The sequence below is a fragment of the Blastococcus sp. TML/C7B genome, from assembly GCF_016612845.1.
GTDB lineage: Bacteria > Actinomycetota > Actinomycetes > Mycobacteriales > Geodermatophilaceae > Blastococcus.
In genome coordinates this window covers 899,958-925,127 of sequence record NZ_JAEOAA010000002.1, presented here as the reverse complement: position 1 = coordinate 925,127, position 25,170 = coordinate 899,958, and the positions used below count along the sequence as shown (strand labels likewise).

Genomic DNA, 25,170 nt, shown 5'->3' with positions numbered 1-25,170 from the left:
CCCACCCCTGACCTGCACTTATGCCGTCAGAGGCTGGCGTCAGTCCGCACAGAGTCCGCAACTCGGCGGAGAACAGAGTCGACGGCGACCCTCGTCCGGTCGTCGGAGTCAGGCCAGAGATGGCTGTAGGTGTCGAGCGTCTCGGCGGCGCTGGCGTGCCCGAGCCGGGCCTGGACGGTCTTCACCGACTCCCCATGCCGGATGAGCAGGCTCGCGTAGAAATGGCGCAGGGAGTGCATGGTGACGCCGCTGAGGCCGGCCCGCTTCAGCGCCGGGCGCCAGATCCGCTCGGAGAACGCCGTGCGGCGGATCGGGTCGCCGAGCTCGGTGGTGAAGAGGAACTCGTCGGCCGGCCAGGTGGCGAGGTGGACCGCCAGGGCGTCGACGACGACCTGGGGGAGGGGGACCACCCGGACGGACGCCTGGGTCTTGGGCGGCGCGAGGTAGGGCGCACGGTCCGGCATGGTGATCAGCTGCCGGTCGACGGTGAGCTGCCGGCGCAGGAAGTCGATGCGGTCCATCGTGAGACCGAACATCTCGCCCTGGCGGAGCCCCGTGCCCGCCGCGAGGGTGACCAACGCCCGGTACCTCTCCGGCATGGCCTCGGTCAGCGCCTCCACCGCCTTGAGCGTCATCGGTTCGATGCGTTGCCGGTGGACCTTCGGCAGCTTCGTGCCCTCGCACGGCGAGGCGACGATCCGCCGATCGCGGACGGCGGCCTTGAAGATCCCCGCGAGGATCCGGTGGATCACTCCCACGGTCGCTGGTGCGAGGTCCAAGGACAGCTGCTTGACGAGGGACTGGACGTCGCTGGGCAGCACCGAGCCGAGCCGCTTGTCCCCGAGCCGGGGGTAGACGTGGCGGCGCAGCATCGTCTCGACGTGGGCCGCGGTGGTCGGCCGGTGCACCTGCGTGGCGCGCCACCGTTCGGCGTACTCGCGGAAGGTCACCCGACCGGCCGCGGGGTCGACGTACTGACCGGTGACCATCGCGGCGGTCATCTCGTCGAGCCACCGCTGGGCGTCGACCTTCCGCTTGAAGTGCCGGGCGTGCTCCTTGCCGGACGCGTCACGGAACCGCGGCCGGAACGTTCCGTCGGGCCGTCTGGCGATCGACGCCATCGCTTCATCGCCTCGCTCTCATGCTCGTCGTTCTCCCGCGGCGACCCGCTCCTCGAGTGCCTCGCGGGCCAGCTGGGAGACGGACTTGCCCTCCCGGGCGGCGATCTCAGCGGCCCGGTCGCGGGTGCCGGGAGCGATCCGGAAGGTGATGCGGGGTGAGGCGGCAGCGTCGCCGGTCAGGGACGGTCGCCCGACGCGGCGGCGGACCTCGTCGACGATCTCGGCCGCTCTGTCCTCGGTCAGTCGGCTTCCGTCGGCCAGCCGAACGTCCTCGGCGTCGAGGTCGACGTCGGGGCCAATGGGCGTGGTGGGGGTGACGTTGGGCGGGATGCGGTCGGCCATGGGGATCATCCTCGGAGCTGGGTGGGCATGACGTGGATGACGAGCAGGTACGGCTGCGCGGCGTCGGCCGGCTGGACCTCGAGCGCGATGATCTCCGGCTCGCGCCCTCGTTCATCGGGTCCGATGTAGAGCCAGGCATGGGCGCCGCTGCTGGTGCTGACCGGCGTGGGGTCGGTCGTGGCCAGCACATGCCGGGCGGAGGCCCGGCCGATGCGGTGCCTCCTCGCCGACTGGGTGAACCGAACCTCCCTGCGGCCAGTATTGTCCGACATAATGGCTCCGGTCAAGAGCGGCCGGTGTCGGCTTGCCGGCGTTGGGCGTCGATCCAGGAGTGCAGCTCGTCGCGGCGGTAGAGAACACGGCGGCCGAGTCGGAAGCTGCGCGGGCCGGTGCCCAGGTGGCGCCAGTACCGGAGCGTGGCGACGGGGGCGCGCAGCAGCTGGGCGGCCTCGGCGATGGTGAGCAACTCGGACGCGAGCTCGGCGGTGTGCTCAGGGCTGGGAGTCTGGTCGGGCATGGCTGTCTCCGGGGCTCGAGGGGTGTGGGCGGGGATTCACCTGTAGAAGGCGTCGTTTCGCGGCCATTGGTGACAGTCCACAGCCAACCTCTCCGGTCTTTCTCCGGATTTCCTCCCGCAGGCTGCCGTGCCCACGATCCGGTACGAGCGGCGCCCGAGGTCAGCGTCCGATTTCGGGGCCGGCGCCGGTGGACCGCAACCGGTAGAGGACCGGCTCCGGCGGACGCATGCTGCCCGTCGGGTCCGGTGGGGATGCCGCGGAGGCTGCCGTCCGGCGGGCGGCGCGTTCAGCGTCGTGGCCGACGCGCCAGGCGTCGCGCTCCTGGGCCAACCTGTCGGCCGGTTGGGTGAAAACGGCCGGCTCGGCGGTGAGATGGGCGATGCGTGCCCGGGCGGCGGTGAGCTCCTGCCGGGTGGCGGCGATGCCTAGGTCCAGCTCGGCGAGCCGGGCCTCGGGCTCGGGGGTCCAGGCGGCCGGTTCCAATCCCCGGAGTCGCCGGTCGCGTTGGCGGTGGGCCTCGGCCAGCGCGGACCGGGCCTGCGCGTGCTGCTGCCGGGCGGTGTCCGCTTCCCCGCGCAGGGCGGCGTGCTCGGGGTGGGCCTCTTCTGCCTCCTTCCGGGCGGAGGTCGTCGAGCGCAGCCCACAGCGCGGGCCGGTCGTCGAACCAGCCGGCCAGGCGCACGAGCTCCTTCGCATCGCTGGGCAGGGAGGGAACGTGGGTGCGCCACCGGTCGGCCCAGTCGGCGAGCCGCTCGCCGGCGCGGGCGACCGCGCCCCGGCGCAGCCCGAACCGGCCGGCCCCGTCGAGCACGACCTTCGCCGCCGCGCGGACGGCGCCACGTTCGCCGTCCCAGGAGCCCAGCAGTCTGTCGCGGATCCGGTCGGCGTCGGTGGCGACCGCGGCCGCGCTGGCCTGGGCCCGCTGGTGGGCCTGCTGGGCGGCGATCGCCGCCCGCTCTCGGGCGGCCTCCAGCCTCGCGAGTTCGCCGGCGTGGGGAGCTTCGAGCGTGACCACCTCCCGTAGCTGGTCGCGCTGCGCCTGGTAGAAGTCCAGCCGATCCAGGCAGTTCTGCTCGACGGTCCACGCCCGGTGCAGGTCGGCCACGACCCGCTCCGGCGGACGGGGCGGGGAGTAGCGGGCGGCCTCGGCGGCGGCCTGTTCGGCGGCATGGGCGGGGCCGAGGTCGGCGCGGTCACGGGCGAAGACGGCGACCCAGTGCTCCCGCGCCTCCCCCGCGTCGGCGGAGACGAGGTGGGCGCTGTTGGCCTCGCGTCCTCGGGTCATCCCGACGTACGCCGACGCGGCGCCGGTGTGCTCCCCGACCACCAGGTGCGCGGCGGTGACGGTGTCGCCCTGGACGCCGTGGGCGGTGGTGGCGTAGGCGAGCTCGACGTGCGCGGTGACGTAGTCCGCGGGCAGTACCCGGGTCCCTGGACCGTCGGGGGTGACACCGCCGGACCCGTCATCGGGGACGGTGCCGGTGGGGGTGACAGCGACGAGCAGTCCGCCGCGGCGGCCGACGGCGGTGACGACCCAGACGTCGCGGTTGGCGACGTCGAGATGACGGTCGTTGCGCCGGGTGGCGATCCGGTCCCCGGCGCCGATCCGCTCCCCGGCCCCGGTAACGACCACCGTCCGGTCATCGACCCGGCCGGCGGCCACCAGCCGTTCCCGGATGGCATTGTTGAGTTCGGCGGCCTGCTCGCGGGTGTCCACCACCACGGCCACCCGGCGGCATTCGGCATAGGACTCGGCGACGGTGGCGGCCAGCGTGTCCTGCAGCGCGGCGGCGTCGGGGTGCAGCTGGATCTGGCCGCGGGCGAGGAGGGCGTCGAAGACGGCGCCGGGGTCCTCGCCGGTGCGCATGGCCAGGGTCAGCTCGGCGTAGCCGGTGTCGGGTGTCGTGCGACCCTGCTCGTCGGTTCGGGTGAAGCGGTGCACCGCGTCGAGTGTCAGGTGCGCGGCGGGGTCGGCCTGGGCGATGGCGAGATCCAGGACGCCGCCGCGGCCGACCGCGGACAGCTGGTGCCGGTCGCCGAGCAACGCCACCCGGACCTGGCACTCGTCGGCGACAGTCAGCAGGGCGCGGGCGGTGTCCTGATCGAGCATCCCGGCCTCGTCCACCAGCAACAGATCCCCGGGCCGCAGCCGCGCGGCCTCGCTCGGCCCGGCGTAGACCCGGCCGGTCGCCGGGTCGAGCTCGCCGACGGTGAGCCGGGTCCAACGCCCCTCGTCGTTCCAGCGCCAACCGTGCTGGAAGGCCAGAGACGCCGCCGACCCGGCGGCCGCCCCCACCTCACCGGCGGCCACCTTGGCCGCCTTGCGCGTGGGAGTGACCACCACCAGCCGGCGGCCCCGCGCCTCGAGCAGGCCGCGGGTGGCGGCCAGCGTGGTCGTCTTGCCCGCCCCGGCGGCGCCCTCGACCACCACCAGGGGCCGGTCGCCGGAGAGCGCGACGACCGCCGCGGCCTGGCCGACATCCAGCCGGCCGGCGGGTGCAGCGCGCTCGACCGGGACCGCAGGGCCGGTGTCAGGTACGGCGCGAGCGGCGAGCCGGGTGGTCAGGTCGGTCTCGACGTCGAGGACCGTTCGCGAGGTCCAGGCGCGGATGTGCTCCGGTACCCCGTCGCGGTCCAGCAACGGCATGCAGTGGTCCATCGCGCGGGCGGTGAGATCCTCGGCCAGTTCGATGCGCACCGCGGCGTCGGCGACGACGCCTTCGGCGGCGATCAGCCGCTCGGCCTCGCCCCGGATGTCGGCGGCGTTCCACGCCGACCGGCCGGCCGCGAGCCGGGCCAGTACCCGGTCCACCGCCTGCTCGCGGTCGAGCGCGCCGATCGGGCTTGGGGCCAGGTCGACCGGGCCGACCGGGTCGCGGTAGCCGAGGGCAAACAGCTCGGCCCGCCAGCGCGCCTCCAGCCTGACCCCGGGCTGGGCGGTGACCTTGTCCGGGCGGCCGTCGGCCCACGCCCGAGCGTCCCAGGATCCGCGCAGCCCCGGCCCGGGGGATTCGCCGGGGTGCGCCGCGGTCCATTCCCGTTCGTAGCGGTCCACATTCCGGGCGATCTGCGCGTGCCGTGCGCTGAACGGGCCCGCGTAGTCGGCGACCTCCTGAATTTCTCCCGTAGCGCCCTTCCGGTAGCCGTGCGCGGCGAAGGCGGCGTTCAATTCCGGGTCGCACGCCATCGCGGCGTGCCCGATCCCGTTGATCGCGCCCAGGAAATCGCGGATACCGACGGTGTGCAAACCGCGCCACTTCCCGGCCGCGAAAACCCGGGACAGCAGCTGCAGGTGCAGATGCCAGTGCGGGTCCTCCGCGCGGGAGGTGTAGTGCCGCACCGTGGCCGCCTCCAACACCTCCAGCGGTACCTGCACCTGGCCGCCGCGCGGCCCGACCCGGGTGGTGGCGTGCTGGGAGAGCCAGGCGATGATCTGCCCTGCCGCCCGGTCCTGCGCCGCCTCGTACGCCCGAGCGATCTCCGGGTGCAACGCGGCGGCCAGCGACCAGGTTTTCGGGCCGTTGACCACCACCTCGGCGAACCGCACCGCATGCTCGTCGCCGCGCAGCTGCCCCCTCGGCTCACCCGTCTCCGGGTCGCGGCCGGCCACCCACGTCTCGTAGCTGTCGCCGGTCAAAGGCGCCAGCTCGGTCACGCGACCGGCGGTGGCGGTGAAGCGGCGAGCCACCCCAGTGCCCTCGGTGAGGTAGTAGTCGTCCGCCCGGCCCCGGTCGGCCTCCACGTAGTGCCGGGCAGCCGCTGGCGCGCCGGCGTAGATCTTGATTCCGCCGTGCATTTTCAACGCCACCCGACAATAGCCAACGAGTCACCCCTAGAAACGCCACTGGGCCCCGCGAAGCGGGGCCCGAGCTACCTCAAAAGGTAGCATTCGTGCCGCTATTAGGTGAAGGCCTGAGCTTGCACGGAAAAGGCCGGAGTGGCGGGCGTAAAGTCGTCGCGGGCGCCATGGCGTTGGCCGTTTACGGCGATCGTCGATTGCGAGCAGGTCGCGTTCTTCCCGGCTACAGGGCTGATGACGATCAGCTCCGCGATGCACCGGCTCCCGTCACGCGGCCCCCTGCGACACGGTGGCGTGGATGTTGAGCGGCTGACAGACGACGAGGCTGCCACCGTCCAGCAGGGCATCCCGGTTGTCCTCCCCATGCGGGAAAATTCACCGGGCGGGTCTTAAGGGACGGCGGACGAGGGGCACCTGCTGTGTCCTGCGGTGTTCCCAGTAGGGGTTCCGGCTTCGGGACGGTCGACTCGAGTCGTGGGGGACCACCATGCGTGGCCGCGCGCAGTTGATGCTGCCGGTTAGCGTGTCCGCCGTGGAGTTCGATGCCGAGGCACCTGTGGCCTACCTAGGCGGCGACGACGTCATCGACGTGGAGCACCCCAAGGTGCAGGAACTCGTCATGCACCTGGCCGGGCAGGCGCCGGCCCCGGTCGAGTACGCCCGCAGCGCCTTTACATGGGTTCGCGACAACATCCGCCACTCCCTGGACGCCCAGGACTCCCGCGTGACCATCACGGCATCGCAGACCCTGCACGAGGGCGTGGGCCTCTGCTTTGCCAAGGCCCATCTGCTGGCCGCTCTCCTGCGCGCCCGTGGGATCCCCACTGGTCTGTGCTACCAGCGCCTCGCCGACGGAACCGGTTACTGCGTACACGGGCTGATCGCGGTGCACGTGGAGGGCGTCTGGCACCGGCAGGATCCTCGCGGCAACAAGCCCGGCGTGGACGCCCAGTTTGACCTCACCCAGGAGCGGCTCGCCTGGCCCGTCGATGTTGATATGGGTGAGGTGGACTATCCGCAGATCTTCACCGCCCCGCACCCCAAGGTCTTGGCCAGCCTCCGCGGGGCCGACGATGCCTTGGCCCTGTGCGACGGCGGGCTCCCCACCCAGTTGTAGGACCAGCTGGCAACCAGTGGACGAGCCGCCGCAGCCAGCTCGCTCCGTGGCAGTCCGGTGGGCTCGGACAGGTGACGCGCGAAGGCCGACCAACTAGCCCGTCCCCCGGAAGCGAAACCCTCAGCGGTCGCTCTCGTCAGGTGAGGAGACATCCGGCTTGGTGTCCCAGAGGGGATCCCGCTGGGACCATCTTCGGCCCAGGCGGCAGCTTGGCGGACTGGGGCCGTAGTGGGCGAAGGGCGTGCCGCCCGGAGGTCATGGTCTGGGTGACCGTGAGTGCAGCCGGGGTGATCTGCTGGGAGGAGCGGAACCCGGCACTGGTCGACCGGGTTCCGCTCCTGTCGCCGCCCGCCGGTATCGGCGGTTCTTGGCGATGTCCAGCTAGTGATCTGACGGTGGCGCCTCCACGGCAACCGCGTCAGTCTCGAGGGGCACGGAGTCCAACGGGTGCTCGCTTTCGTCTCGTGCCAGGCGACCAGCGGTCACGGCGACGACCGCGGCGAAGGCCGGGACGGCCGCCGCGAAAAGGAAGATGACCGGTATCGGGACGACTGTCGCCAGCGGCCCGGCGAGGGCGATCGACAGTGGCATGAGGGCGATGGAGACGAAGAAGTCCAGGCTGGCGACGCGCCCGATCATGTGCGGAGGCACGCGGCGCTGCAGCAGCGTGCCCCAGATGACCATGCCGGCGCCGGTCGAGGCTCCGATAACGTAACAGGCAGGCCAGCAGCAGCCAGAAGGCGCTGGTGAGACCGACGAGCGCCAGCGGCAGGGTTCCGGCTCCCCAGAGCAACACCATGGTGGTGAGGTAGCGGCGCGGCAGACGCAGTGAGGACATCACCAGCGATCCGGCGGCACCGCCGACGCCGTAGGCGGCCAGCAACAGGCCGAAGGCCTGCTCCCCGTTGGAGAACTCCTCCCGGACCCGGAACGGCAGGAGCACCTCCAGCGGCCCCATGATCGCCAGCGTCATGACCGAGGCGAACAGCAGCGTCCACAGCAGCCATCGAGTGCGTACGACAAACGTGACGCCGTCGCGGAGCTCGGTGAGCAGCCGCGGGCGTGGCGTGGCGTCTCCGGCCGTCGGGGGCAGGTCGTGCCGTGTGCTCAGCAGGAGCGTGCAGCTCAGGGCGACGGCGGACAGCACCGCGGCGACGAGGGCGCCGACTCCGGGCATGGTGGCGCCGACGACCGCTCCGCCCAGGGCGGGGCCGAGGCCTTGCTGCATGGTCGGGCGGAGCGCTCCTTCCAGGCCGTTGGCAGCCAGCAGTTCCTCGCCCGGCAGCACCTGGGGAAGGTAGGCGCTGTAGGCCGGGAAGGTGAACGCGCTGCCGGCGCCCAGCAGGGCCGAGGCGAGCGCAAGGTGCCACAAGCCCACCGCTCCGCTCAGGGAGAGCGCGGCGACGGCGCTGAGGGTGAGCGTGTTGAGCAGTTGGACAGCCACGAGCACCATGCGGCGGGGATACCGGTCGGCGGCGACGCCACCGACCACGGCGAAGGCCAGCAGGCCGGCGCTGAGGCAGGCACCGACCGCAGACAACGCCTGGGGGCGGTCGTCGATGGCCAGTACCTGGAAGACCATCACGATGGTCCACATGCCGATGGCGCACAGGGACGTGGCGAGGAAGCCGAACAGCAGCCGGTAGTCGCGGTGGCGCAGCGGACGTAGTGCGCGCCAGCCGGCCAGCCGGCCGGGCCCTTCTGCGGTCGGGAGCGGCTGGTGGTCGGTGAGGGGATCGGGAGAAGTCATGAGGCGAGTCCTTCGCATTGTTCGGGGGAAGAAGGGGACGTGGTCTCGATCGCCAGGCGGGGCCAGGCGTCGAGGTCGTGTTGCAGCTGCCGGTCATGGGTGGCGACGACTACGGCCGCGTCGGTGGCCTGAAGGGCCTCGGTGAGCTCGTCGACCAGAGCGATCGACAGGTGGTTGGTCGGCTCGTCGAGAAGCAGCACCTGAGGGCGGCTCGCCAGCGCGAGCGCCAGGTCCAGCCGCCGCTGCTGACCCATTGACAGGTCCCCGACCGGCCGGCGCAGGTCAGCTGAGCGGAACAGCCCCAGACCTGACAGCGAGACGGCCGCGCCGCCGCCCCCGACGCCGGTCTGCACCAGGTGCTGTATGTGCGCGGCGAAGACCTCTGCCGCCGTTCGGGTGTCCGCGCGCGGGGACTCCTGACGCAGCAGGCGCACGCGGGCGGCCAATGAGCGATGGACCCGGCCCCGCGGTGGGCGGTAGCTCGCCGGCGAGAACCGCCAGCAGGGTGGACTTCCCGGCACCGTTGGGGCCGGTGATCACCAGCCGCGAGCCGGACTGGACCTCCACGCTGACCGAGTGCGGCAGCCGACCGGTAACCCGGACGTCGTCCGCCCGCAGCAGAACGACACCCGGCCGGCCCGGCAGTGGCGGCATGCGGAAGCGAAGCGGCGGCTCCGGTGCATCCACCACGTGGCGCCGCAGCTCCTCCTGGCGGCGGTGCACCGCGCGCACCAATCCCGGGGCTCGGGTGGCCCGCTGGTGCTTGCCGGTGCCCTTGTCCGGCCGCCAGCCGGTCTGCAACCGGTGCTGCGCCTGAGAGAGGTCGTGGGCCAGGCGGGCCTGCTCGGCCTGCTGCTCGTCGAACTCCACCTGCCAGCGCGCGACCTCGGCGCGGCGTCTGGCCTGGTAGCCGGCGAAGCCGTCTCCGTAGACACGAGGGCGGCCGTCCTGGCTAGGGTCCAGGTCGAGAACCGACGTGGCGACGTCGGACAGCAACGCCCGGTCGTGGCTGACCACGACTACCCCGCCCGGATGACTGCGCAGCCGGTCGGTGAGGAACGCCAGGCCGGCCGCGTCGAGGTGGTTGGTGGGCTCATCCAGTAGCAGGAAGTCATGCCCCGCGCCGAGCAAGCAGGCCAGCCGAACCCGGTAGCGCTGCCCCACTGACAGCTCCGCCAGCCGTCGAGAACGGTCGGTCACCGCCCCCAGAGCCTCCAAGGCCACGTCGACCCGACGGTCGGCGTCCCAGGCATCCAGCACCTCGGCGGCGGCCAGCGCCGTGGCGTACTGCTCCTCCGCGCCGGGTGACCCGTCGGCCAAGGCGGCGGAACTCACCTCGAGCGTTCGCAGCGCCGACCGTGCTGCGGCCAGCTCATTCTCGACCGCGTCGGCGACGGTGGCGCCGTCGTCGGCCCGCAGTTCCTGCTCGGCCACCCCGATAGTGCCGATGAGGTGCACGGACCCGGCGTCGGGCGGCAGGGTCCCGGCCAGGACATGCAGCAGGGTCGACTTGCCGCGGCCGTTCTCGCCGACCACACCCCACCGGTTTCCTGGGGCCACGGTCAGCGAGACCCCGTCGAGGACGAGGTGCCCGCCGCGTTGAATGCGTACTTCTTGAACTGACAGTTGCGCCTGCGCGCGCGCAGGCAAAGATTTCGTGATCGTCACTGTTCCTCCGGACGGAGGCACACCCAAGCCCTGAAGAGGGAGAAGGGGGTGTGCTTCGTACTGACCCGGCCGCCCAGGCAGCCGATGACAGGTCAGGACGACCCGCGGACTCGCTCAACAGCGAGGCGGGGCCGTCCGAAGGTTGGTCAGAGGAACAGCAACTGAGGCACGGAAGCACCCTAGGCAGCGGGACAAGCGCTGGCAAACGCATTCCCCCCGAAGTGGTCGATCCGCTCCTCCCCTTTCTGGCATCGCGGCGGCAGGCGTGGGACAGCCAGTGCGCTTCGACGTGCTATCGCTCGAACGGCAGGCAACTTGCGGCCTCCCGATGCCACACCGTCACGACAGCAGGTTCTCCGCGGTAGCCGCGCCCGGCGGATCGGCGATGTCCCGTGACCTCCTGCCGAGGTGTCAAGCCGACGGGCCGGTCAGTCCCCGAACGCGCGAAGTGTCCGGGTGACGTGTGCGCGGACCCAGTCCGGGTCGATCGGCTTGGTCCTCAACAGCCATCGGTGGAACACCGGCCCGTAGAGCAGCTCTGCAGCGGCCTCGGCGTCCTCGACACCTCCCCGCGCGATCCGCCGCTCGACAGCCCGGAATTGCGGCTCCAGCAGACGGACGCGGAGCTGCTCAGCGAGATTCTCCCGGGTCTGGATCTCTGCGGTCACCGCACGCAACAACCGATCGGTCGCCGGATTGGTCATTTCCTCGGCCGTGGTCAGAAGAAGGTTTTCCAGATCGCGGGCCAGGTCTCCCGTGTCCGGGACGTCGATCTCGCCGTCCTCGTCGGTGCTGCGGGCCAGCAGCGCATCGAAAAGGATCGCCGCCGTCGAGGGCCAGGACCGGTACAGAGTCTGCTTGCTCAGCCGGGCCCGCGCCGCTATGCCTTCCATCGTCACAGCCGCGTAACCGCCCTCGGCAACGAGCGCGAGGACGGCATCGTGAACGCGAGCGACCGTACGGGCTCGTGCCACGAACCCACCATAGCAAACGAGACGGTCCGTCCAGTTCTGGTTATGGTGGGCGCATGACTACGGAACTGACCTGGCTGGTGACCGGTGCGAGCCGGGGACTGGGGCAGGCGCTGACCACCGCAGCGCTGGAGGCGGGGCACCGAGTCCTGGCCACCGTCCGGGGCGAGCACTCGCTCCCGTCACACGAGAGACTTCTCGTGCATCGACTGGACGTCCGCGACCGCGACGGCGCGCACGCCGCCGTCGCTCGCGCACAGGACCACTTCGGACGTCTCGACGTCCTGGTGAACAACGCAGGCTATGGACTGGTCGGCGCGGTTGAGGAAGTGGCCGAGGAGGAAGCCCGGCAGATCATCGACACGGATCTGCTGGGAGCGCTCTGGCTCACGCAGGCCGCCCTGCCGGTGATGCGCGCCCAGGGCGCTGGCCACATCGTGCAGATCTCCACCGTCGGTGCCGTCGGCACGATGCCGACCCTGGGGCTATACAACGCGGCCAAATGGGGGCTGGAGGGCTTCAGCGAAGCGCTCGCCGCGGAGGTGAGCCGGTTCGGCATACGCGTGACCATCGCCGAGATCGGCGGAATCGACACCGACTGGGCCACGGGCAGCATGCAGTTCGCCGCCCCCATCCCCGCCTATGACGAACTACGTAACGAGCTGTTCGGGAGCCCTGTCGTCCCGTGGCCGAGCACCGGCGGGACCGGAGGCGGCACACCGCCCCAGGAGGTAGCGACAGCGATCCTGCGACATGTCACCGACCCGCAGGACGACCGCCTTCGGCTAGTCGTCGGCGACGATGCAGCCGAGCAGGTGCTCGCAGCCCTCCGACTGCGCCACGTCGACTACCAGCGCGATGAACGATTCCACGGGGCCTTCTGACGGGCCGAGGACCGCTGCGTAGCCGGCCGCGGTGGTTGAGGCAGTCCGCGATGATGAAGCGACCGCTCGGATGAGGAAGTGATGACGACGCGACCGACCCTGTACCTGACCGTGGGACTGCCAGGCACCGGGAAGACCACAGAGGCGCGGCGCATCGAGGCCGAGGAGAAGGCGCTCCGCCTCACGAAGGACGAGTGGGTCAAGGCCCTCTACGGGCTCGCGAACCCGCCGTCGGCCTCGGACGTGATCGAGGGACGGCTCATCGAGATCGGACTGCGCGCACTCGCGCTCGGCATCAACGTGGTCATCGATTTCGGACTCTGGAGCCGAGAGGAGCGCTCCGCTCTACGCCAGGCAGCGGCCGACCTGGGTGCGGCGGTGGAGATGCGTTACTGCGAACTCACACCGTCTGAGCAGAGGCGCCGGCTTGACCGGCGCCAAGCGGAAGAGCCGCACACGACATGGCACATGTCCGACGAAGAGCTCGCAACGTGGGCTGCCGTCATTGACGTCCCGACGCCAGCGGAGCTGGACGGCAGCGAAGGTGTCAGCGATCCACCGGAAGGGTTCACGACGTGGGACGAGTGGCGCAGGCATCGCTGGCCTCCGTCGATCTTCTGACCCCAGGGTCACAGGCCGCCGCGTTACCAGCCGACGGTGCGCGAGCATTCGTCGTCCGTCCCGTCTTGGTGGTGTATTTCCTTGTGCGGGGCCCACAAGCGGATCCCCTTGTGGTGACGGTGGGCCGAGCCGCCGCCTGTCCCTGAAGGCGGCGGCGGAGGGCGACAGGGGCGCCCCTGATGACCCAGCAGGACGCGTGCCTCGTGTCAGGCAGCGCCGCGGTGCCCGGCTGGGAGGACCTGTCAGCGGAGCCGGTTACGGTCGCATCATGGCGTTTGACGCGCACGTCCTTCGAGTTCTTATCGCCTCGCCGGGCGACACGACCGAGGAGCGCGACGCGGTCGAGCGCAGCCTTCATGGCTGGAACGCCTCACGGGCCGAGCGCGAGCAAGTGCTCCTGCTGCCCGCCCGGTGGGAGACCGACGCAGTACCCCGCCTGGGCGGCTCCGGGCAGAGCGTCATCAACGAGCAGTTGGTCGACCGGGCGGACATCATCATCGCGCTCTTCGACTCCCGCCTTGGCCAGGCCACCGAGGAGGCGGTCTCCGGCACCGCGGAGGAGATCAAGAGGGCCCACGAGGCGGGCAAGCCGGTGCACGTCTACTTCTCGGAGGAGCCTCTCCCGCGAAACGTAGACGAGAAGCAGTTGACAGCCCTGCGCAGGTTCCAGGCGTCGCTGGAGTCCCAGGGCTTGTTGGGCCGTTACGCCAACCCCGAGGACCTCGGCTTCCAGGTCAGGAACGCCGTCGAGCATGACCTGGAGCACCTGAGCCTGGGGGCGGTGGTGCCCAGGCGCCCGGCCGAGGAGCACGCCATCCTCCGCGCCACCTACGAGTTCGAGCGCGAGCCCGAAACAGACAGGCAGGGCCGGACCAGGCTCAAGACGCGGCGCGAGCGGATCCGGATCACTAACCATGGCTCGGTCACCGCCGAGAAGGTCACCATCGCCCTGGAGTCGCTGGGCGACAGCAACGCGCCCATCCTCCATGGAGCCGAGGTCCAGCCCGACATCATCGCGACGAGTTACTACGACTATCCGGTGATCACCTACGCGGGTTCCGGCAGCGTGAACGTCGTCCTCACCTGGCACGAGGGCGACGCCGAGCAGACGGTTACCCAGGCACTCGTGGTCTGACCCGACCCGGGCCACCGGTAACTCGCCCGGTCTGCTGCGCCACCTGAATCCGTGGCCGACCTCCCACTTGGAGGTAGGTCATCAGCGCGTCACGCGCCGCAGTACTCAGCAGCATCCATCCTCGGGCAGTGCTGCCATCTGAAGCGGAATCGGTCCGCAGCGGGATCGGCGACCGGTGCCCCGGAAACTGACGTGTTACGCCCATCTCGGAAGGATCCGGCGGGGTGCCCCGACGCCTGCTGGCTGCCGGCACGACCGGCCACCCGCACCGGAGGCATCTGTTTTGGCGTCCGACTGCTTTCGAGTCATTGGTGGTCGGCCTCAATTTCCGAGTCTGCAACTCCTCTCATTCGATCAACGAAGTCCGCATACAGGTCTGGATGCGCACGGCGCAGAACCTTCCAGTGGAGGTCTTGAACCGAGTCGATGGCGTCAGGCACGGAGGCGTCCTGCTGGCGAGTGTGGTCTTCGATAAGGTGCATCTCGATCGACTGCGCCGCCTTACGAACGAACGAGTCGATGCCCTCGGCGGGGATCGAAAGCGGCGTCAGGATGGTGTCTCCGAGGCGATCAACGTAGAAGCCGGCCTGCTTGTCCGCGTTGCGCCTTCGGGCAGCTTCTTCGAAGGTGACCAAGTCCGCTGGGAAGTAATACTCCTCGCGACGGCTGGCGTCCCAGAACCCGCTGAGACCGGAGGTAAACTGTTCAGCAGCCTGCAGTTTCTGCAAGTGGGGGAGCCGTCGGGTGCTCATCTCTGGGGGAAGCAAGATGGGGCCCGACGGAGACGGGGGTTGGCCGTACAGGCCCAGTGGCCGGCTCCACTCATATTGGGCCGCCTCGTAAAGCCATAATGCCTTGGCCAACTCCTCCATGGCCAGCACCAGCAGCGCTTGCGCCCTACCGGCGCTGGCGTGTGCCGCGAGGATCGCGCCATCTTCCAGCAGCGCGCAGGCGTTGGCCACCAGCGTCTTCCACCACCGCCGGGCGAATTCGGGGCTGACTTCCTCTACCTGCTCCTCTTGTGCCATCAACGTCCAGCATGCTCTCCCGCGGAGCTCGCCGGGCACGTCGTCAACCGCGCAGACTGATGCGGTGTCCCAGGGAAGGATCCGCTTGAGCGCGTCCGGCGCGGCGATCCTCTTGCGGTGATCACCTGACCGGCATACTCGGCGCTTCGTACGGCTTGAAGGTCCCCGACGCCCATCCACACAGTTCTGGTCGCTTTCCACAACCGACCCCCATCCGGCTGCGGCGGGTCGGGTGAAGGGTGGGCCGCAGGCCCATCCCGCAGGGACGCGGAGCGCCCTTCGGGCGAACCCGTCGCAGCCGGCATCCTGAACCGGCTGTGGAGCGGCGCCGTCGTCCCGACACGGTCCGGGTGGGGCCACCCCGATCGTGCGCCCTGAGTCCGCACCCAGTCCGCAAATAGTCCGCAACTCAGCCGAATCTGGCCGTTACCAACCAGTAGCCTTCAACGGAAAATCCGCAGGTCAACCCCCATATTCGACGAAGTCCATGATCAGTCCAACACCGGCGAACTGTGCCCGGCGTACAGGCCGACTCGTCCGTCGCCCCGCCCCGCCCGGGGTCGGTCGACCCTGGTCCAGGGGAGGCGGCCGGCGCTAGCGTCGGCCGTCCCACGGGGGCCGACGGTGGCGACGGGAGGCTCGCCGTGTTCGTCCAACTCATCCAGGGCAGGACGTCGGACGCCGAGGGGTTGCGCGCGGCGATCGACGGGTGGCGCCGGGACCTGGCGCCCGGCGCGATCGGCTGGCTCGGCAGCACCGGCGGGGTCACCGACGACGGCCGGTTCTTCGCGCTGGCGCGCTTCGAGTCGGCCGAGGCCGCGGCCAGGAACTCCGAGCGGCCGGCGCAGGACCGCTGGTGGCGGGACACCGAGCGGCTGCTCGACGGGGAGGCCGACTTCGCCGAGAGCGAGGACGTCCAGGTCGAGCGGGTCGGCGACATGGACGCGGCCGGTTTCGTCCAGGTCATGCGCGGTCGGGTGACCGACCGGGCGCGGGCCCGCGAGCTCGTCGCCCAGCTCTCCACCGGTGAGATGGCCCGGCTGCGCCCGGAGATCCTGGGCAGCGTCCTGGTCAACCACGGCGCCGACGGCTGGACGCAGACCATCTACTTCACCTCCGAGGCCGCAGCCCGCGAGGGCGAGCGCATCGAGCCGCCCGAGGAGGTCCGGGCCGTGCTCGAGGAGCTGATGGCGCTCGGCGACGGCCCGCCCGAGTTCCTCGACCTGCGGCAGCCGATCCTGCACGCGCCGTCCCCCGAGACGGACCTGCCCGGGCCCCGGGCGTCGGCCGAGAGGGCCGAGGAGGCCACCCGCACGAGCTGACCCGGGCCGGCTGGTCGCCCCACTCCGCGAGATCTGCACAGTCGGGCCCCCAGGACGCTCGAAAGCCCCGAGTGTGCAGATCTCGCGGATCAGGGGGCGAAGGTGGCGCGCACCAGATCGCGCAGGTGCTCGTCGGGGATGCCGGCGGCCTCGGTGTGCGGCAGCTTGAGCGTGCCGCGCTCGCCGCACAGGTGCGGGTGGCGATCGCAGAAGCCACCGCTGCGGTCCGCGCTCCACCCGTAGAGCGACAGCCCGTGCTTCCACACGCCGACGTGCAGCCGTCGCTCGCCCACCACGAAGGTCGGCATCCGGTAGGCCCAGGTGACCGTCGCCTCCGGGTGCTCGGCGCGGAGGAGCGCGGCGAACCGGTCGAACAGCGCACGCCCGGCCGGGTCCAGGGCGTCCACGTAGTCGCGCACGGCCTGGTCGGGGGAGTTCATGCGCCCACTGTGGCGCAGCCGGGGCCGCCGGGGAGCCTCCCGGACGCCGGGCAGCCGCTGTGCCAGGGTGGCCGCCGTGTCCGTGCTCCCCGCCGTCGTCCTCGGCGTCGCCGGCGTCGGGATCGGGACGGCGGTGGACCGCGCTGCGGCGCGCTACCCCTGGCCGAGCCGGCCGAGCGCGGCCGGCCTGCTCGGCCCCGGACCGCGAACCTCCCGCCCGCCGGTCGTGGAGGTCATCGCCGCCGCGCTGCTCGCGGTGATCGGGCTGCGCTTCGGCTGGTCACCGGAGCTGCCGGCCTACGCGTGGTTCGCCGCCGTCGGCCTGCTGCTCGCCCTCGTCGACCTGCGCGTGAAGCTGCTGCCCAACCGCATCCTGCTGCCCGCGACCGTCGTCGCGGTCGCCCTCCTCACCCTCGCGGCCGTGCTCGACGACGCCTGGCCGGACCTGTGGCGCGCCCTGCTCGCAGGCGCTGCGAGCTTCGCAGTCCTGCTCGTCATGGCGCTGCTCGCGCCGACCGGGCTGGGCATGGGCGACGTCAAGCTCGCGGGCCTGCTCGGGCTGGTGCTCGGCTGGTTCGGCTGGCCGGCCGTGCTCCTCGGATTCCTGCTCGGCTTCCTGGTCCAGGCGGTGCTCGGCCTGGCCCTCCTCGCCGTGCGGCGGGCCGACCGCGGCACCGAGCTGCCCTTCGGCCCCGCCCTGCTCGCCGGCACCGTCGTGGCGGTACTCCTGTCGGGGGACTGGGCCGGCCTGTAGGCGTTTCCGCACGCTCAGTGATCACGTTCGGTCACCGGAACGGGCGACGCAGTGTCACCGGTTCGGGCTCCTCGGTGGGGCCGCGACGGCCCCGAGCGCCCGTTCGGTGGTCCCCCCTCCGAGTGACGACGTCGGCCCAACCCCTCGTCGTGCGGCCGGCGGCCCCCGATCTTGGGGAAGCCGCGACCCCGGTCACCACGGCCCGACAAGTCGACGGCGGACCTCCTAGGAGATCACCGTGATCAACCCGTTCATCGCTCTGCAGCTGCTCGCCTCGATGGCCGAGGACCGCATCGCCGAGTTCAAGGCGAACGAGAAGGGCGCGACCGCGGTCGAGTACGCGCTGATCGTCGGCGCCGTCGCCGCCGTCATCGTCACCGCGATGGTCGCGTTCAAGGGCAAGCTCGAGGGCCTGTTCAACAGCATCAACGTCGGTGGCTCCGGCTCCACCACCGCGCCCTGACGTAGCGCCCTCGGGTCGTGGTCGGCGGCGTGCCCGCCCCCGTGCGAGCACGCCGCCCCACGCCCCCGCGCCGCCGCCCCCTGTCCCCGGGCCGGCGCAGCCCCCTCCGCCCCGCACCCCACCCAGCACAGGAAGGAGCCCGCGAGGTGTCCAGCCAGAACCGCACGCACGTGCCCCGGCCGGCGCCGGGTCGCCGCCCGCCTGCTCGGCGAGCGCGGTGCCGCCGCGGTCGAGTTCGCGCTCGTCGCGCCGGTGCTCCTGCTGCTGCTCTTCGGCATCATCGAGTTCAGCAAGGCCTTCAACAACCAGGCGACGCTCTCGTCGGCCGCCCGCGAGGGCGCCCGGTCGATGGCGCTCGGCCACACCGTGGCCGAGGCCCGTGCCGCCGTCCGAGCGACGCTGCCGGCCGGGTTCACCCTGCCCGACTCGCAGATCACCATGTCGCTGCCGTCGTGCACCACCGCCACCGGGACCAACCCGACCGTGACGGTGACCGTCCGCTATCGCCAGAACGTCGTCGCGGGTCTCGTCCGCGGCGCCGGCTTCGACCTCACCGGCAAGGCGGCCATGCGATGCGGCGGCTGACCCTGCGCACCCGCCTGGGCGACGAGCGCGGCGCCGTCGGCGTCATGGTCGCCCTCCTGCTCGTCCCGCTCCTCGGCTTCGCCGCCATCGCCGTCGACCTGTCGGCCGTCCAGTCCGAGCGCGCCCAGCTGCGCAACGGCACCGACGCCGCCGCCCTGGCCGTCGCCACCGACTGCGCCTGGCGGCCCGACTGCGGCGACGAGCTCGGCACCGCGACCGCGCTCGTCTCCGGCAACTCCGGCCAGGCCGGCGCGACCGTGTCGACGCCGACCGTGCAGCTCGGCCCCGTCGGCTCTCAGGGGCAGTCGGTCACGGTGACGGCGACCGCCCAGCAGAAGCACTGGTTCGCGCCGGTGCTGGGTCGCAACGCCTCCACGGTCTCCGCCGCTTCCACGGCGGCGTGGAGCGGTACGAGCCGGGCCACGGCGAAGCTCCCCCTGGCCATCGGGCGGTGCGAGTACGACAAGCACCGCTCGCGGCCCAGCGTGTCGATGGAGGCGAGCAACTCCGGCTGCACCGGCGCGGGGCAGGCGAACATGCGGTTCGTCTGGCTGGCCACCGACTCCGGCTCCGTGTGCCAGACCACTGCCAGCGTCGGCGCTCAGGTTGCTCGGTCGGCCGGCGGCGCCACGAGCATGCCCAGCGCCTGCGCGAACCAGAGCCAGTACCTGTTCGACCTCGTCGGCACCACGGTCCTCCTGCCGGTCGTCGACGACAGCCAGGGGTCGGCGACCAGCTATCGGGTGTACGGCTTCGCCGCCTTCAAGGTGTCCGGCTACGACCTCGGCACCGGCAAGAGCTGGGCGCAGATGAGCTGGTTCGAGCGGCTTCTCGCCATCATCGACTTCCTCATCCGGCTCTTCACGGGTCAGGGCGGCGGCAGCGAGAAGGGCCTCGTCGTCGAGGGCTCCCTCACCACCCACGTCCAGCTCTCGGACGCACGAATCCAGACATCGGCTCCCGACCTGGGTGCCCGGTCCGTCTTCCTCACGGAACAACGGTGATTGCCATGCAACGTCGAGTCCTCGCCGCGATCGCGGCCTTCGCGCTGGCCCTGGTCGGTGCGTTCCTGCTCATCAGCTACGTCAGCAGCGCCGACGACCGGGCCCGGGCCGACGAGCAGACCATCCAGGTCCTCGTCGCCCAGGCGCCGATCCCCAAGGGCACGCCGGCCAACCAGCTCGAGGCCAAGGTGGCGCTCCTGGACGTGCCGGTCCGGCTCGTGCCGGACGCCGAAGGCGCGATCACCGACCTCGCCGAGCTGGGTGACACCCCGTCCGCGACCGCGATGCTGCCGGGCGACCAGCTGACGAAGGCCCGGTTCGCCGGCGACGACGCCGTGGGGCAGACGAGGGACGACGGCCGCGAGGCGGTCAGCGTGACCCTCGACGTCCAGCGGGCCGTCGGCGGCAGCCTCGACGAGGGCGACCGCGTCGCGGTCTACCTGACCCGCACCGCCCCGGACGGCGTGAGCACCAGCGAGCGCCTCTACGAGGACGTCGAGGTGACCCGCGTGAGCGAGGTCGAGGCCTCGGGCGTCAACGGCGGCGCCGTGACGGTCACCCTCGCCCTCACCCCCGAGCAGGCCGGCGCCGTCGTCGCCGGCATGTACGACAACGCCCTGTGGCTGTCGATGGTCGACGCCACCTCCACCTCCGGGAGCGACAAGTGAGCCAGGTCCTGATCATCGGCGCGGACACCGCGCTCGAGCAGCAGTTCGCCCGGGCCACCGACGGCGACCTGGTCCAGCTCACCGTCGAGCACCTCGACGTCCACGGCGGGCTGCTGGCCCGCATGGAGGAGGCCGGCTTCCCCAACGTCGTCGTCCTCGGCTCCGACGTGGCGCTGGAGCGGGCCCTCGAGCTCGCCCAGGCGGTCGACCTGAGCCGCCCGGCGACCAGCGTCGTCATCGTCGCCCGGGCCGACGCCGACCTGTGGGTGACGGCGATGCGTGCCGGCGTGCGCGACGTCCTCGCCCCCGACGCGGGCCTGCCGGAGGTCACCGCCGTCCTGGAGCGCGCCGACGAGCGCGCCCAGACCCGGCTGCAGGCGACCCTGCAGGAGACCTCGCGGGTGCCCGACCACCGGCTGATCGTCGTCGCCTCGCCCAAGGGCGGGGTCGGCAAGACCACCGTCTCGACCAACCTGTCCGTGGGTCTGGCGCAGTCGGGCCTGGGCTCGACCGTGCTGGTCGACCTGGACATGCAGTTCGGCGACGTCGCCAGCGCCCTGGCGCTCGCCCCGGACTACACCCTGCCGGACACCGTGCACGGCGCGGCCAGCACCGACCCGCTGGTGCTCAAGACCTTCCTCAGCCGGCACCCCAGCGGGCTGTACGTCGTGGCCGGCAGTGACTCGCCGGCCTCCGGCGACGCGGTCTCCGCCGAGCAGGTCGCCCGGCTGCTGGAGACGCTGAGCCACGAGTTCCGGCACGTCGTCGTGGACACCGCCCCCGGCCTGTCCGACCACACGCTCGTCGCCCTCGAGCGCGCCACCGACCTGGTGCTCATGAGCAGCATGGACGTCCCCGGCGTGCGCGGGCTGCGCAAGGAGCTCGACGTGCTGCGCGAGCTGGACCTGGTGCCGGACCCAGCTGCACCTGCTGCTCAACATGTCCGACCCGGCCGGCGGCCTCTCGCTGGCCGACGTCGAGAAGGCCGTCGGCGCGCCGCTGGACGTCGTGCTGCCGCGCAACTCGGCGGTCACGCTGTCCACGAACACCGGCGTCCCGCTGCTCCAGGAGAGCAACCGCGACCCGGTCAGCCGCGGGCTGCGCCAGCTGCTGGGCCGCTTCCTGCCCGCCACCGAGGAGCGCGCCACCGGGCTGCTCGGCCGGCTGCCCTTCCGGGCGGGCTCGCGGTGAGCCTCACCGAGCGCCTCGCCGAGGCGCGCGGGGAGCAGGCGCTGGGTGCCGACCCGGTCCGGCTGGCCCGCGAGGCGGCGGCCGAGGAGGCGCGCAGCCTGGCGGCCCGCGTCGAGACGACCGCGAAGAAGCGCGGCGACGGCGACGTCGTCCGCCCGGCGACCGAGGTCGGCTCGCCGGGGGAGGGGCTCAACCGGCTCCGCGAGCGCGCCACCGTGGCGCTGTTCAACCGGCTGGGCGCCAAGCTCAACGACCCGGACCTGCCCGAGGAGCAGCTGCACGGCCTCGTGCGCGCCGAGCTGCAGCGGGTGCTCGCCAACGAGCAGACGCCGCTCTCGGCCGAGGACCGCACCCGGCTCACCGCCGACGTCACCGCCGAGGTGCTCGGGCACGGGCCGCTTCAGCCGCTGCTGGACGACCCGACGGTCAGCGAGATCATGGTCAACGGACCGGACATGGTCTACGTCGAGCGGGCCGGCAAGCTCACCCGCTCGACGGTCACCTTCGCCTCCGAGGACCACCTGCGCCGGGTCATCGAGCGGATCGTCTCCCGCGTGGGGCGCCGCATCGACGAGTCCTCGCCCCTGGTGGACGCCCGCCTGGCCGACGGCTCGCGCGTCAACGCGATCATCCCGCCGCTGGCGTTCGGCGGCTCGTCGCTGACCATCCGGAAGTTCGCCCGCAAGCCCTTCCAGGTCAGCGACCTGGTCGCCTTCGGGACGATGTCGCCGGAGATGGCCGAGCTGCTGCGCGCCTGCGTCGAGGCCCGCCTCAACATCATCGTGTCCGGTGGTACCGGCACCGGTAAGACCACGCTGCTCAACGTGCTGTCCTCGTTCATCCCCGCCAACGAGCGGATCATCACGATCGAGGACGCCGTCGAGCTGCAGCTGCAGCAGGAGCACGTGGTCCGGCTGGAGTCCCGCCCGGCCAACATCGAGGGCAAGGGCGCCGTCGGCATCCGCGACCTGGTGCGCAACTCGCTGCGCATGCGGCCCGACCGCATCGTCGTCGGCGAGGTCCGCGGCGGCGAGAGCCTGGACATGCTGCAGGCGATGAACACCGGCCACGACGGCTCGCTGTCCACGGTGCACGCCAACTCGCCGCGCGACGCGGTGTCCCGCCTGGAGACCCTCGTGCTGATGGCGGGCATGGACCTGCCGCTGCGCGCGGTCCGGGAGCAGGTCGCCTCGGCCGTGGACGTGATCGTCCAGATCAGCCGGCTGCGCGACGGCACCCGCCGGGTCACCCACGTGACCGAGGTGCAGGGCCTGGAGGGGGAGACGGTGACCCTCCAGGACGCCTTCCTCTTCGACTACTCGGCCGGCACCGACCTCAACGGCCGGTTCCTCGGCAAGGCCGTCCCCACCGGCGTGCGGCCCCGCTTCGCGGAGAAGTTCGCCGACCTCGGGATCTCCCTGTCGCCGCGCGTCTTCGGCGCCGGCACGGAGCGGCCGCGGGTGCGGGGGAACGCCTGATGGACCCCGTCGTGCTCCTCGGGGTGACCGCCCTGGTCGCGGCCCTGACCCTCTCGGTCGGGCTCGTGGCCGGGGGTGGTCGCGCCCGCGTGCCGCTGGTCCGCCTGGACCCGGCCGCTGCGCCCGCCTCCACCCGGCTGGCCGGTGCGCTCGACGACGCCACCGCGGTGGCCGACCGGCTGCTCAAGCGGCTCGGTCGCCAGCACCTGCTGGAGACGGCGCTGGAGCGGGCCGGCATCACCCGCCGGCCGGCGGAGGTCGTCGTCCTCACCGCCGTCGGCAGCCTCGTGGCCATGATGGTCGGCGGCGTGCTGGGCGGCCCGGCGCTCGCCGTGCTGCTCGCGCTGCTCGCGCCGCTGGTCGCCAAGGTCGTCGTCGGCCGCTACCGCAGCCGCCGGCAGGCCGCGTTCGTCGACCAGCTCGACGACACGTTGCACCTCATGTCCAGCAGCCTGCGGGCCGGGCACAGCGTGCTGCGCGCGGTGGACGCCGTCTCCCGGGACGCGCAGTCGCCCACGGCGGAGGAGTTCGCCCGCGTGGTCAACGAGACCCGCGTCGGGCGCGACATCAACCTCGCCCTGGAGGAGGTCGCCGAGCGCACCGGCAGCGAGGACTTCGCCTGGGTCGTGCAGGCCATCGCCATCCACCGCGAGGTCGGCGGCAACCTGGCCGAGGTGCTGGACCGCGTGAGCACCACCATCCGCGAGCGCAACCAGATCCGCCGCCACGCCGAGGCGCTGTCGGCCGAGGGGCCGGCTCTCCGGCATCGTCCTCATGTCGATGCCGTTCGCGCTGTTCCTGCTGCTCAGCCTCGTCTCGCCGGACTACACCGCGGTGCTCACCGGCACCGGCTCCGGCCGGGTGCTGCTCGTCGCGGCCATCTCCCTGCTGACCATCGGCGCCCTGTGGCTCCGCAAGACGGTGAAGGTGACGTTCTGATGCCCACCACGGTGCTCGTCGGCGTGCTGCTCGTCGTGGCGCCCGCCGGCTACCTGCTGTCGGTCGCGTTCGGCACCTCGGGCCGCACCCTGGCCATCGCCCGCCGCAACCTCACCCGCGGCCTCGGCGCCCGGGTCATCGAGGTCGGCTCGCTGGAGTCCCGCGGCACCGGCCTGGACGCGCTGCTGCGCGTGCTGACTCCGGACCGTGCGGCGGCGCGCATGCGCCGGCTCATCGAGCTGGCCGGCTTCGCCGGCGGCCGCAGCATGAGCCGCGCCCTGTGGGCCAAGCTGGTCGGCGGCGCGACCGGCGCCGTCGTCGGGTTGCTGCTGCTGGCGGCCTCGCCCGGCCTCTTCTCCCTCGTGGTCACGGCCGGCCTGGCCGCCGGCGGGTACCTCGTGCCCGACGCGATCGTGTGGGGCCGCGGCAAGGAGCGCCAGGAGGCGATCCGCAACGAGCTGCCCGACACCCTGGACCAGATGACGATCGCCGTGGAGGCCGGGCTCGGCTTCGACGCCGCGCTGGCCCGCGCCGCTGCCAACGGCAAGGGCGCGCTGGCCGAGGAGCTCAGCCGCACGCTGCACGACGTCACCGTCGGCCGCCCGCGCCGGGAGGCCTACAACGCCCTCGCCCGGCGCACCGACGTGGAGGACCTGCGCCGCTTCGTCGCCGCGGTCAACCAGGCCGACTCCTACGGCATCGCCATCTCCGACGTGCTGCGGGCGCAGGCGGAGGACCTCCGCGACAAGCGCAAGCAGCGGGCCGAGAAGAAGGCCATGGAGATCCCGGTCAAGGTGGTCTTCCCGCTGATGGTCTGCATCCTCCCGGCGCTGATGATCGTCGTCGTCGGGCCCGCGGTCATGGACCTCGTCCGCGTGCTCTGACGGTCAGCTGCGGGGTTGGGCGGGGTTGGTCGGGTCGCCGTGCGACGGCGGGTTGACCGGCGGGCCGGAGGTCGCCTCGGAGGCCTTGGACCCGCCCTCGGGCGCGGCCGGCGCGTCGGCACCGCTGGCCGACGGATCGCCGCCGGAGGGCTGCGCCCCGTTCCTCAGGCTGCTCAGCCGGCTCTCCATGACGCGGACGACCTGGAACCGGTTCCCGTGCGCCTTCTCGTAGTCGAGCAGCGTGGTCAGGTCCTCGACGCCCAGGCTCCGGATGCGGGTGGTCAGCGAACCCACGGGCAGGTGGTCGTAGTCCTTCAGCGGCAGATCGCGCTCGGGCACGTCTCGTCCTCTCGGCAGGTGCTCGTCCTCGGTCCCGGTCGGCCTACCCCCGGGCCCGGGATCCGACACGGGTGTGGGCCGGCGGCCGGTGGGTAGGCGGCTCCCAGGCGTCCCCGACGCACCCGCACCGGAGGAGGAGTCCCCGTGAC

At 71.9% G+C, this 25,170-nt stretch carries 21 protein-coding genes and 3 pseudogenes; 12 read left to right on the top strand and 12 right to left on the bottom strand.

Annotated features, from left to right (window positions below; translation table 11 throughout):
• Positions 1-26 precede the first annotated feature (26 nt).
• The 5 genes and pseudogenes from JKP76_RS17320 to mobF all read right to left on the bottom strand — a co-directional run bounded on the left by JKP76_RS17320 (position 27) and on the right by mobF (position 5,765).
• Positions 27-1,121 (bottom strand): site-specific integrase, encoded by a 1,095-nt coding sequence (locus JKP76_RS17320; protein ID WP_200492084.1) that lies wholly within the window; start codon positions 1,119-1,121, stop codon positions 27-29.
• 18 nt (positions 1,122-1,139) lie between these two features.
• The gene (locus JKP76_RS17315; protein ID WP_200492083.1) at positions 1,140-1,463 is read right to left on the bottom strand and encodes a hypothetical protein; all 324 of its coding nucleotides are present in this window, start codon (positions 1,461-1,463) and stop codon (positions 1,140-1,142) included.
• Positions 1,464-1,468: 5 nt separating this feature from the next.
• Entirely contained in the window at positions 1,469-1,651 is a 183-nt protein-coding gene (locus JKP76_RS17310) for a hypothetical protein (protein ID WP_200492082.1), read from the bottom strand.
• 95 nt (positions 1,652-1,746) lie between these two features.
• Positions 1,747-1,980 carry an AlpA family transcriptional regulator gene (locus JKP76_RS17305; RefSeq protein WP_200492081.1) on the bottom strand — a complete coding sequence of 78 codons (234 nt, stop codon included), beginning with the start codon at positions 1,978-1,980 and terminating at the stop codon, positions 1,747-1,749.
• Between the two features lie 160 nt (positions 1,981-2,140).
• Positions 2,141-5,765, bottom strand: a pseudogene (gene mobF / locus JKP76_RS17300) (MobF family relaxase).
• Between the two features lie 547 nt (positions 5,766-6,312).
• On the opposite strand from mobF, the gene JKP76_RS17295 reads away from it, so the two are divergent.
• Positions 6,313-6,897 carry a transglutaminase family protein gene (locus JKP76_RS17295; protein ID WP_200492080.1) on the top strand — a complete coding sequence of 195 codons (585 nt, stop codon included), beginning with the start codon at positions 6,313-6,315 and terminating at the stop codon, positions 6,895-6,897.
• Between the two features lie 381 nt (positions 6,898-7,278).
• On the opposite strand, the pseudogene JKP76_RS17290 reads toward JKP76_RS17295, so the two are convergent.
• The 4 genes and pseudogenes from JKP76_RS17290 to JKP76_RS17280 form a co-directional block, all read right to left on the bottom strand.
• A pseudogene (locus JKP76_RS17290) lies at positions 7,279-8,647 on the bottom strand (MFS transporter).
• Positions 8,644-9,081 carry an AAA family ATPase gene (locus JKP76_RS22730; RefSeq protein WP_309233033.1) on the bottom strand — a complete coding sequence of 146 codons (438 nt, stop codon included), beginning with the start codon at positions 9,079-9,081 and terminating at the stop codon, positions 8,644-8,646. The pseudogene JKP76_RS17290 and the gene JKP76_RS22730 overlap by 4 nt, the downstream one beginning before the upstream one ends.
• Positions 9,082-9,121: 40 nt before the next feature.
• Positions 9,122-10,315, bottom strand: a pseudogene (locus JKP76_RS19785) (ATP-binding cassette domain-containing protein); the annotation flags it as partial.
• 428 nt (positions 10,316-10,743) lie between these two features.
• A complete protein-coding gene (locus tag JKP76_RS17280; protein WP_200492077.1) occupies positions 10,744-11,289 on the bottom strand; it encodes a TetR/AcrR family transcriptional regulator in 546 nt (181 codons plus the stop codon).
• Positions 11,290-11,342: 53 nt separating this feature from the next.
• Between JKP76_RS17280 and JKP76_RS17275 the strand changes: the two genes are divergently transcribed.
• The 3 genes from JKP76_RS17275 to JKP76_RS17265 all read left to right on the top strand — a co-directional run bounded on the left by JKP76_RS17275 (position 11,343) and on the right by JKP76_RS17265 (position 13,926).
• Positions 11,343-12,170 (top strand): SDR family NAD(P)-dependent oxidoreductase, encoded by an 828-nt coding sequence (locus tag JKP76_RS17275; protein ID WP_200492076.1) that lies wholly within the window; start codon positions 11,343-11,345, stop codon positions 12,168-12,170.
• Positions 12,171-12,251: 81 nt separating this feature from the next.
• Positions 12,252-12,791, top strand: a complete 540-nt coding sequence (locus tag JKP76_RS17270; RefSeq protein WP_200492075.1) for an ATP-binding protein — start codon at positions 12,252-12,254, stop codon at positions 12,789-12,791.
• 268 nt (positions 12,792-13,059) lie between these two features.
• Positions 13,060-13,926 carry a hypothetical protein gene (locus JKP76_RS17265; protein ID WP_200492074.1) on the top strand — a complete coding sequence of 289 codons (867 nt, stop codon included), beginning with the start codon at positions 13,060-13,062 and terminating at the stop codon, positions 13,924-13,926.
• A gap of 305 nt (positions 13,927-14,231) precedes the next feature.
• Here JKP76_RS17265 and JKP76_RS17260 read toward each other — a convergent pair whose 3' ends face one another.
• A complete protein-coding gene (locus tag JKP76_RS17260; protein ID WP_200492073.1) occupies positions 14,232-14,954 on the bottom strand; it encodes an AbiV family abortive infection protein in 723 nt (240 codons plus the stop codon).
• Positions 14,955-15,598: 644 nt separating this feature from the next.
• On the opposite strand from JKP76_RS17260, the gene JKP76_RS17255 reads away from it, so the two are divergent.
• Complete coding sequence (locus JKP76_RS17255) at positions 15,599-16,276, top strand: hypothetical protein (protein WP_200492072.1); 678 nt, start codon at positions 15,599-15,601, stop codon at positions 16,274-16,276.
• A gap of 89 nt (positions 16,277-16,365) precedes the next feature.
• On the opposite strand, the gene JKP76_RS17250 is transcribed toward JKP76_RS17255, so the two are convergent.
• Positions 16,366-16,716 (bottom strand): DUF1801 domain-containing protein, encoded by a 351-nt coding sequence (locus JKP76_RS17250; protein WP_200492071.1) that lies wholly within the window; start codon positions 16,714-16,716, stop codon positions 16,366-16,368.
• A gap of 76 nt (positions 16,717-16,792) precedes the next feature.
• Between JKP76_RS17250 and JKP76_RS17245 the strand changes: the two genes are divergently transcribed.
• From JKP76_RS17245 to JKP76_RS21585, 7 genes are all read left to right on the top strand, one after another.
• Positions 16,793-17,470: an A24 family peptidase gene (locus JKP76_RS17245; protein WP_309229581.1), complete on the top strand. Its 678-nt coding sequence runs from the start codon at positions 16,793-16,795 to the stop codon at positions 17,468-17,470.
• Positions 17,471-17,708: 238 nt separating this feature from the next.
• Positions 17,709-17,933: a Flp family type IVb pilin gene (locus JKP76_RS17240; RefSeq protein ID WP_309229582.1), complete on the top strand. Its 225-nt coding sequence runs from the start codon at positions 17,709-17,711 to the stop codon at positions 17,931-17,933.
• Between the two features lie 201 nt (positions 17,934-18,134).
• Positions 18,135-18,518 carry a TadE/TadG family type IV pilus assembly protein gene (locus JKP76_RS17235; protein WP_200492613.1) on the top strand — a complete coding sequence of 128 codons (384 nt, stop codon included), beginning with the start codon at positions 18,135-18,137 and terminating at the stop codon, positions 18,516-18,518.
• The gene (locus JKP76_RS17230) at positions 18,506-19,522 is read left to right on the top strand and encodes a TadE/TadG family type IV pilus assembly protein (protein ID WP_200492069.1); all 1,017 of its coding nucleotides are present in this window, start codon (positions 18,506-18,508) and stop codon (positions 19,520-19,522) included. Before JKP76_RS17235 ends, JKP76_RS17230 begins: the two co-directional genes overlap by 13 nt.
• A gap of 5 nt (positions 19,523-19,527) precedes the next feature.
• Positions 19,528-20,190, top strand: a complete 663-nt coding sequence (locus tag JKP76_RS17225) for a Flp pilus assembly protein CpaB (protein ID WP_200492068.1) — start codon at positions 19,528-19,530, stop codon at positions 20,188-20,190.
• Positions 20,187-22,859: an ATPase, T2SS/T4P/T4SS family gene (locus JKP76_RS21590; protein ID WP_309233032.1), complete on the top strand. Its 2,673-nt coding sequence runs from the start codon at positions 20,187-20,189 to the stop codon at positions 22,857-22,859. Before JKP76_RS17225 ends, JKP76_RS21590 begins: the two co-directional genes overlap by 4 nt.
• Positions 22,859-24,682: a type II secretion system F family protein gene (locus JKP76_RS21585; RefSeq protein WP_242471991.1), complete on the top strand. Its 1,824-nt coding sequence runs from the start codon at positions 22,859-22,861 to the stop codon at positions 24,680-24,682. The genes JKP76_RS21590 and JKP76_RS21585 overlap by 1 nt, the downstream gene beginning before the upstream one ends.
• 3 nt (positions 24,683-24,685) lie before the next feature.
• On the opposite strand, the gene JKP76_RS17200 is transcribed toward JKP76_RS21585, so the two are convergent.
• On the bottom strand, positions 24,686-25,021 hold the full coding sequence (locus JKP76_RS17200) for a hypothetical protein (protein WP_200492065.1): 336 nt from the start codon (positions 25,019-25,021) through the stop codon (positions 24,686-24,688).
• Positions 25,022-25,170 lie beyond the last annotated feature (149 nt).

What these genes read in the sequence shown, in the direction of transcription:
- JKP76_RS17225 (WP_200492068.1), top strand. Translation starts at nt 19,528, where the DNA reads ATGCAACGTCGAGTCCTCGCCGCGATCGCGGCCTTCGCGCTGGCCCTG.
- JKP76_RS17275 (WP_200492076.1), top strand. Translation starts at nt 11,343, where the DNA reads ATGACTACGGAACTGACCTGGCTGGTGACCGGTGCGAGCCGGGGACTG.
- JKP76_RS17265 (WP_200492074.1), top strand. Translation starts at nt 13,060, where the DNA reads ATGGCGTTTGACGCGCACGTCCTTCGAGTTCTTATCGCCTCGCCGGGC.
- JKP76_RS21585 (WP_242471991.1), top strand. Translation starts at nt 22,859, where the DNA reads ATGGACCCCGTCGTGCTCCTCGGGGTGACCGCCCTGGTCGCGGCCCTG.
- JKP76_RS17320 (WP_200492084.1), bottom strand. Translation starts at nt 1,121, where the DNA reads ATGGCGTCGATCGCCAGACGGCCCGACGGAACGTTCCGGCCGCGGTTC.
- JKP76_RS17305 (WP_200492081.1), bottom strand. Translation starts at nt 1,980, where the DNA reads ATGCCCGACCAGACTCCCAGCCCTGAGCACACCGCCGAGCTCGCGTCC.
- JKP76_RS17250 (WP_200492071.1), bottom strand. Translation starts at nt 16,716, where the DNA reads ATGAACTCCCCCGACCAGGCCGTGCGCGACTACGTGGACGCCCTGGAC.
- JKP76_RS17315 (WP_200492083.1), bottom strand. Translation starts at nt 1,463, where the DNA reads ATGGCCGACCGCATCCCGCCCAACGTCACCCCCACCACGCCCATTGGC.
- JKP76_RS17260 (WP_200492073.1), bottom strand. Translation starts at nt 14,954, where the DNA reads ATGGCACAAGAGGAGCAGGTAGAGGAAGTCAGCCCCGAATTCGCCCGG.
- JKP76_RS17230 (WP_200492069.1), top strand. Translation starts at nt 18,506, where the DNA reads ATGCGGCGGCTGACCCTGCGCACCCGCCTGGGCGACGAGCGCGGCGCC.
- JKP76_RS17270 (WP_200492075.1), top strand. Translation starts at nt 12,252, where the DNA reads ATGACGACGCGACCGACCCTGTACCTGACCGTGGGACTGCCAGGCACC.